We start from the raw sequence: 6,853 nt of genomic DNA on the forward strand, positions 1-6,853 counted from the left end.
CAGTTACTTAACTACAACTCGTGGTGATCGCATGACTACTTCGTCGTTTAATTCAATACCAATGCCGGGTAAGTCTGGCACTTTAAATAAACCATTTTCGGGCTGATAGTCTTGAATGCACAGCTCACGGTTCCAATGTTTAATGGCGTAGGTGTGATGCTCATGGATTAAGAAATTCGGAATTGCGGCTTCTAGCTGCAGCGCGGCTGCCGTGGCAACTGGGCCGCCACAGACGTGTGCTTGGATGCGGATATCGTAAACGTCAGCATAGTCACAGACCTTTTTCGCTTCGGTAAAACCGCCACATAGGCCTACATCGGGTTGCAACACGTCAATGCTTTGATCTTCAAAGTAGGGGCGCACATCCCAACGATGATACAAGCGCTCACCTCCAGCAATGGGCACCTTAACGTTTTCAGCGACCTTTTTGTGAACTGCAGAATTTAAGTAATTGACAGGCTCTTCAAACATCATACAGCCAACTTCTTCGATAATTGATCCCATTTGAATAGCTGAGGCGCAGCCCATTAGGGAGTGCGCTTCAAAAATGATATCTACTTCATCACCCACCTCTGCGCGAATTGCGCGCAAACGATCGCCAAACAGCTTCATTTGTTTAGGGGTAAACAATTTAGTGCGATCGTAGCTAGAGTCGCCGTTTTCATCATATACAATGGGGTCTACCTTTACGGCGTCATAGCCTTCGGCCATAGCTTTTGCAGCGGAGCGCGCGTAGTCAGCAGGGGTCAGCATTTTTACGCAATCTTGGCTCCAATCAAACTGTAGCTGGCTTGCGTAAGTGCGCAAGTTGTCATTGGTTTTGCCGCCTAGTAGTTGGTATACAGGTACGTTCAAGGCTTTGCCCTTGATGTCCCATAATGCGGTATCGATAGCGCTCATCGCTGAGTATAAAACCGGCCCGCCGCCTAATCCCCAAAAACTCTCACGCAGCATGCGTGACCAGAGTAACTCTGTTTTAAAGGGGTCAAAACCAATTAAAATGGCTTCTGCAATTTCTTTGATCATCGCCGCCGCCGCGCTGTGCCCCCAATCGTAAGCAAGGCCAGCTTCTCCAACTCCGTGTATGCCTTCGTCGGTATGAACGCGCACAAAAATTGGGTTCCAAGGGGGTCTTTCAGGGCAGTGAATGTCAAAAATTTCAACGTGGGTTATTTTCATGTTTTATGTGGCTCGCTCGTCTTTAAGGAACATTAAATATCAAAGTTGGGATACTGGCGTTTAACTCTTCGCATCATCGCAGGCCAAGCTTTTTGTCCGCCGGTTTGTCCGGTATGCACAATATTTGCCTGCGCTTTTATGCCATCGATAATGCTTTGTTCGACTTTAATCAGTGTATCTGCAGCCTGCTGCATCTTTACCTGTATTTCGCAGGCTCTGAGTAAGTCGTACATGTGCATAAATGCATCACCAATGGTCAAACCCATGGTCAGTGCCCCGTGATTTCTGAGCAACATAAAATTCGCATCGCCCAAATCGGCTTGTAGTCGTTTAATTTCTTCATGAACTACCGCTAAGCCCTCGTAATGATGATAGCTCATACTGGCAAGTGCAAACGCAGAATACTGACTGTATGGCTGCAAGCCGCCTTCACAGCTCGCCACTGCAATGGCATCGGGGTGATGCAAGTGAATGGCACACTGCTCTTCGTGTCGGGCTATGTGCACGGCACTATGAATAGTGAACCCCGCAGGATTGATATCAAAAGGGCAGTCGGGCTGGATAATGTTGCCGTGAATATCGATTTTTACCAAGTTGGATGCCGTGATTTCTTCAAAGGCCAGCCCAAAGGCATTAATTAAAAGGTCTTCTGTACCCGGAATACGGGCTGAAATGTGTGTATGAATCAAATCATCCCAGCCGTGCATAACTAGCAAGCGGTAGGCGGCTGCAAGTTCAACGCGGGTATGCCATTCGGCATCAGACACAGAATTCTTCAAATTTAAAATGGGGATATCGTACATATTTGCCTGAAGTCTCACTCTAAGTTGCTGTTAATCATATCAGCTTTTGTTGGTTTATCGAGAGATTCTAACGCGATAAGCTATGCATAAATATTCTCGCTTGGCAGCGCTGTCAGCATTTCAAATTTCCAACGTTAACTAAAATTTTCATGCACGGTATCTATTCACACAGCTTAAAAACTTGTTGCCATAGCTCTATGTGTTGCTGCATGGTTTGCTTGTATTGCTGTGCCGAGTTCAGATACTGTCGTTTAATGTAGTCTGCCCAATCAGTGGGTATATGCGGGTGATTGGCAAGCGTTTCAAAACTCGGGTTGAGCTGATACTGATAGTGATTTAGCTGACTGGCGAGCGGCTGAATGTTATCTGCAAAAAACAGCGTGAAAATGTTGCGCATGATCTTAAGTTCTTCTTTTTTAGCACTGCTACACGCGTTTTGGTTATTTTGAATGTATGTTTCAAGCAGTTGAGACATCGGCGGCAAAGACTCGCTGAGTAAGGCTTGTGTCCGCCACATTTTGGCGGGTAAGCGAGCGTTGCTTAAATCGCGTAAATGCAACTCTAGTTGACCACTATCAATGGTTTGCGCATTCAATACATTGATTAAAAACACCAAAGCAAGCTTGCTTGGCTGCAAGCCGTCATTACTTGCGCCCGATATGTATCCTCCAGAGGCGGTAAAAGCCAGATACGATTCGTCTGATTGCGTCATCATATTTGACCACACCAAGGGTAGGTTAGTTTGTTTTTGTTCAATCCAGCCTTGCAGTTGTTCTTGCATAGGGTCGTCTACAGGCAACTGCTGCATGCAACTTTTTAACGTGCTCAATAAACGCTGCTCATAAATAAAGCGCGTAGAGGGTAGCTGTGTTTTGCCTAATGCGGTGTTTCGCTCTGCAATAAATTGACTCAGTGGGCAGTCATCAATGGCATAGAATTCTCGCAGTGCGATTTGCAGTTCCGGGACATCGATTGCCAAACTGTTTTTAATTGGTGCATTTAGACTGGCATCGCTATCATAGGCTGATACGCTAATTTGCGTGAAGCTTTCGAGGCGTTCAGCCAAGTTATCTAAATCAGATTTTACTTTGTCGTTTTGTGAGCAAGCGCTTAGCACAAAGCAAAAACTTAGCGTAATAATACGAATGAGCATGGTTAGAATTTAGCCTCAAAAGTGTTTAAATTGGGTGTTTATGACAAAATTACTTACAAAGTCATCAAAGTTATGCGAATAAGCCCGATTAATCAGCTTAACACAGCGGTTTTACATTGCATGTGGCAGTGCCATGTCGTTATAATTCAGCGCGTTATTACTCGTACGCATATATCTACGCAAATTATCCAAAAAAATATCAAGTGGCGCTTGGTTTGTGTCACCACTGAATAAAGGAACACCATGCCTATAATTACACTTCCTGACGGTAGTCAGCGCGCATTCGACAATCCTGTTAGCATTTTAGATGTTGCCAACGACATTGGCCCCGGTCTAGCGAAAGCCACAATCGCCGGCAAAATAAACGGTGAATTAGCCGACGCCGTCGACATGATTAATGAAGATGCCAGTTTACAAATTATTACCGTAAGAGATGATGAAGGCTTGGAAATTATTCGCCACAGCTGTGCGCATTTAATTGGTCATGCGATTAAGCAACTTTATCCAGACGTCAAGATGGCCATCGGCCCAACCATTGATAATGGCTTTTATTATGACGTAGATCTCGAAGAGCCGCTCAACGACGAAGCGCTCGTAAAAATTGAAAAACGCATGTTAGAGCTAGCCAAAACCAGCTACGACGTCGTAAAAAAGACCGTAACTTGGCAACAGGCTCGCGATACCTTTGAACAGCGCGGTGAGTCATACAAAATCGAAATACTAGACGAAAATATCGCCAAAGACGACAAACCCGGCCTCTATCACCACGAAGAATATGTGGATATGTGCAGAGGCCCACATGTTCCAAATATGCGTTTTTGCCAGCACTTCAAACTAATGAAAGTGGCCGGGGCTTACTGGCGTGGAAGTTCTGATAATAAAATGTTGCAGCGCATCTACGGCACTGCGTGGGGCGATAAAAAGCAGTTGAAAGCCTACTTAAATCGCCTAGAAGAAGCCGAGAAACGTGATCATCGTAAAATTGGTAAAACCCTCAATTTGTTTCATTGGCAAGAAGAAGCACCGGGCATGGTGTTTTGGCATAACGACGGTTGGACGATATACACCGAATTAGAACAGTTTATACGCACTAAACTTCACGCCTACGACTACGACGAAGTAAAAGGCCCGCTAATGATGGATCGCACTTTGTGGGAGAAGTCTGGGCATTGGGATAAATACGGTGACAACATGTTTACCACCGTGTCTGAAAAGCGCGAGTATGCGATTAAACCAATGAACTGCCCGGGTCACGTACAAATATTTAACCAAGGCCTAAAGTCTTATCGTGACTTACCTTTGAAAATGGCTGAGTTTGGTTGTTGCCATCGTAACGAACCTTCCGGTGCACTGCATGGACTGATGCGGGTGCGAGGCTTTACGCAAGACGACGCTCATATATTTTGTACCGAAGAGCAGATACTCGATGAGGTCAGCGACTGCATTAAGATGGTGTACGACACCTATGCCACTTTTGGTTTTGAAAAGATCGCCGTGAAGTTATCTACGCGCCCAGAAAAACGCGTTGGCTCTGACGAAATTTGGGATAAATCTGAAAAAGCACTCGCCGATGCCTTAAAAGCAGGCGATATCGAATTTGACTATTTACCGGGTGAGGGCGCGTTTTATGGTCCTAAAATAGAATTCACCTTACATGATTGTTTAGATCGAGCCTGGCAGTGCGGCACTGTGCAGCTCGACTTTTCAATGCCGGGTCGTTTAGGTTCTACCTATGTGGCAGAAGATGGCGAACGACGTGTGCCGGTGATGATCCATCGGGCCATTTTAGGTTCGTTAGAACGTTTTATCGGAATACTAACCGAAGAGTATGCAGGGGCATTTCCAACTTGGCTTGCGCCCATGCAGGTAGTGGTCGCTAATATAACCGACAGTCAGGCCGATTATGTAGCCTCAGTAGTGAGGCAGTTAAAAGCGGCCGGCGTGCGCGTGAAACAAGACGTACGTAACGAAAAAATCGGTTTTAAAATTCGCGAGCACACTATGAAAAAAGTACCTTACCTATTAGTAGTAGGAGATAAAGAAAAAGAGTCGGATCAAGTGGCCGTTCGCACCCGAAAAGGTGTCGATTTAGGCGTTATGAGTATCGATGGTTTTACACAACATATACTCGCTGATATTAAATCTAAAAAAATTCAATAGCACTACGTTAAAGAATAGGTATAATACGGCGATTCGTGGTGCTATCAGAATAATCTTTTAGCATTTACGACATATTTTAATGTTCTTGGAGGAATATCAAATTAAAGGCGCTGCAAACAAAGCTCAGGGCGATAAAGCCCGGATTAACGAAGAAATTACGGTTAACGAAGTACGATTGGTTGCTGAAGATGGCTCACCGGTTGGCGTAGTCACAATAGAAGAGGCTTTACAACAAGCGGAAACCGCTGGTTTAGACCTCGTCGAAATTAGCCCTAATGCTGCTCCTCCAGTATGTAAAATTATGGACTACGGCAAGTTCATATTTGAAAAGAGCAAAGCTCAAAAAGAGCAAAAGAAGAAACAAAAGCAAATTCAGGTCAAGGAGATTAAATTTCGCCCTGGCACTGATGAAGGCGATTACCAGGTAAAACTGCGCAACCTGCGTCGCTTTCTAGAAGGTGGTGATAAAGCTAAAGTAACGATCCGTTTCCGCGGACGCGAAATGGCGCATCAAGAGATAGGTATTGACTTGTTGAAGCGTGTTAGAGCTGATCTTGAAGATATCGCTAACTGCGAGTCTTTCCCTCACAGAGTGGAAGGCAGACAGATGATCATGGTGCTCGCCCCAATTAAGAAGTAGTAATGGTCTAAAGTTTTTAAGTCTGCACAACTTAAAACACCTTGCTGCAAATTTTAACACCGACCCCACAACTAAATTGGGTTAGGTTAATTAACAATGCGGAGTTTTAGCAATGCCTAAAATGAAATCAAACAGCGGAGCAGCGAAGCGTTTTCGTAAAACAGCTTCAGGCCGCTTTAAAAGCAAACAGTCTCACTTGCGTCATATTTTGACCAAGAAAAGTACTAAACGTAAACGTCATCTACGTGGTAAGAAATTGGTTCACACTAGTGATACCGCTCTTATTCAGCGTATGTTGCCGTACGTATAACTTACTTAGGAGAGACTGAAAAATGGCTAGAGTAAAACGCGGCGTCGTAGCACGCGCACGTCACAAAAAAGTATTAAAACAAGCTAAAGGTTACTACGGTGCTCGTAGTCGTGTGTATCGCGTAGCGGTACAAGCGGTAACTAAAGCAGGTCAATATGCATATCGCGACCGTCGTCAGCGTAAGCGTCAATTCCGTCAGTTATGGATTGCACGTATTAACGCTGCTGCACGTCAAAATGGAATGAGCTATTCGCGTTTCATCAACGGCTTGAAAAAGGCGTCTGTTGAGATCGATCGTAAAATCCTTGCAGACATCGCAGTACATGACAAAGCGGCATTCACTGCATTAGTGGACGCAGCAAAAGGCGCATTAGCGTAAATTATTAACCATAGCTTAAGTTCTTTTCGAAAAAGCGAGCAGGATGCTCGCTTTTTTGGTTTTAAATAATGGGGTCAGAGTTAGTTAATTTCTCCCCTGCGCTTCTCAAGCTAAAACGTATTTTAGAAATTAACTAACTCTGACCCTGACGTATCCCCACGAAATTTCGAGTTACAAAATAGTTTCATAATAGATTGAACATTCATGGTATCTGGTGATCAGATCAATC

At 44.6% G+C, this 6,853-nt stretch carries 7 protein-coding genes; 4 read left to right on the forward strand and 3 right to left on the reverse strand.

Going from position 1 to position 6,853, the window contains the following annotated elements:
• Nucleotides 1-3 precede the first annotated feature (3 nt).
• From AB9H30_RS10455 to AB9H30_RS10465, 3 genes are all read right to left on the reverse strand, one after another.
• A complete protein-coding gene (locus AB9H30_RS10455; protein WP_371194613.1) occupies nt 4-1,179 on the reverse strand; it encodes a mandelate racemase/muconate lactonizing enzyme family protein in 1,176 nt (391 codons plus the stop codon).
• Between the two features lie 32 nt (nt 1,180-1,211).
• A complete protein-coding gene (locus AB9H30_RS10460; RefSeq protein ID WP_371194614.1) occupies nt 1,212-1,982 on the reverse strand; it encodes a class II aldolase/adducin family protein in 771 nt (256 codons plus the stop codon).
• A 160-nt stretch (nt 1,983-2,142) separates the two neighbouring features.
• Entirely contained in the window at nt 2,143-3,135 is a 993-nt protein-coding gene (locus AB9H30_RS10465; protein ID WP_371194615.1) for a DUF3080 family protein, read from the reverse strand.
• 243 nt (nt 3,136-3,378) lie between these two features.
• Between AB9H30_RS10465 and thrS the strand changes: the two genes are divergently transcribed.
• From thrS to rplT, 4 genes are all read left to right on the forward strand, one after another.
• Nucleotides 3,379-5,295 carry a threonine--tRNA ligase gene (gene thrS / locus AB9H30_RS10470; protein WP_371194616.1) on the forward strand — a complete coding sequence of 639 codons (1,917 nt, stop codon included), beginning with the start codon at nt 3,379-3,381 and terminating at the stop codon, nt 5,293-5,295.
• A gap of 85 nt (nt 5,296-5,380) precedes the next feature.
• Complete coding sequence (infC, locus tag AB9H30_RS10475) at nt 5,381-5,935, forward strand: translation initiation factor IF-3 (protein WP_371194622.1); 555 nt, start codon at nt 5,381-5,383, stop codon at nt 5,933-5,935.
• Nucleotides 5,936-6,047: 112 nt separating this feature from the next.
• Nucleotides 6,048-6,245, forward strand: coding sequence for a 50S ribosomal protein L35 (gene rpmI / locus AB9H30_RS10480; RefSeq protein WP_371194617.1), 198 nt, complete (start codon nt 6,048-6,050; stop codon nt 6,243-6,245).
• A gap of 22 nt (nt 6,246-6,267) precedes the next feature.
• Entirely contained in the window at nt 6,268-6,624 is a 357-nt protein-coding gene (gene rplT / locus AB9H30_RS10485; RefSeq protein WP_214450043.1) for a 50S ribosomal protein L20, read from the forward strand.
• Nucleotides 6,625-6,853 lie beyond the last annotated feature (229 nt).

This window comes from Glaciecola sp. SC05, from assembly GCF_041380235.1.
Lineage (GTDB): Bacteria > Pseudomonadota > Gammaproteobacteria > Enterobacterales > Alteromonadaceae > Glaciecola.

Excerpts from the sequence above, each read along its gene's own strand:
- AB9H30_RS10455 (WP_371194613.1), bottom strand. The coding sequence starts at position 1,179 with ATGAAAATAACCCACGTTGAAATTTTTGACATTCACTGCCCTGAAAGA.
- rpmI (WP_371194617.1), top strand. The coding sequence starts at position 6,048 with ATGCCTAAAATGAAATCAAACAGCGGAGCAGCGAAGCGTTTTCGTAAA.
- AB9H30_RS10460 (WP_371194614.1), bottom strand. The coding sequence starts at position 1,982 with ATGTACGATATCCCCATTTTAAATTTGAAGAATTCTGTGTCTGATGCC.
- AB9H30_RS10465 (WP_371194615.1), bottom strand. The coding sequence starts at position 3,135 with ATGCTCATTCGTATTATTACGCTAAGTTTTTGCTTTGTGCTAAGCGCT.
- thrS (WP_371194616.1), top strand. The coding sequence starts at position 3,379 with ATGCCTATAATTACACTTCCTGACGGTAGTCAGCGCGCATTCGACAAT.
- rplT (WP_214450043.1), top strand. The coding sequence starts at position 6,268 with ATGGCTAGAGTAAAACGCGGCGTCGTAGCACGCGCACGTCACAAAAAA.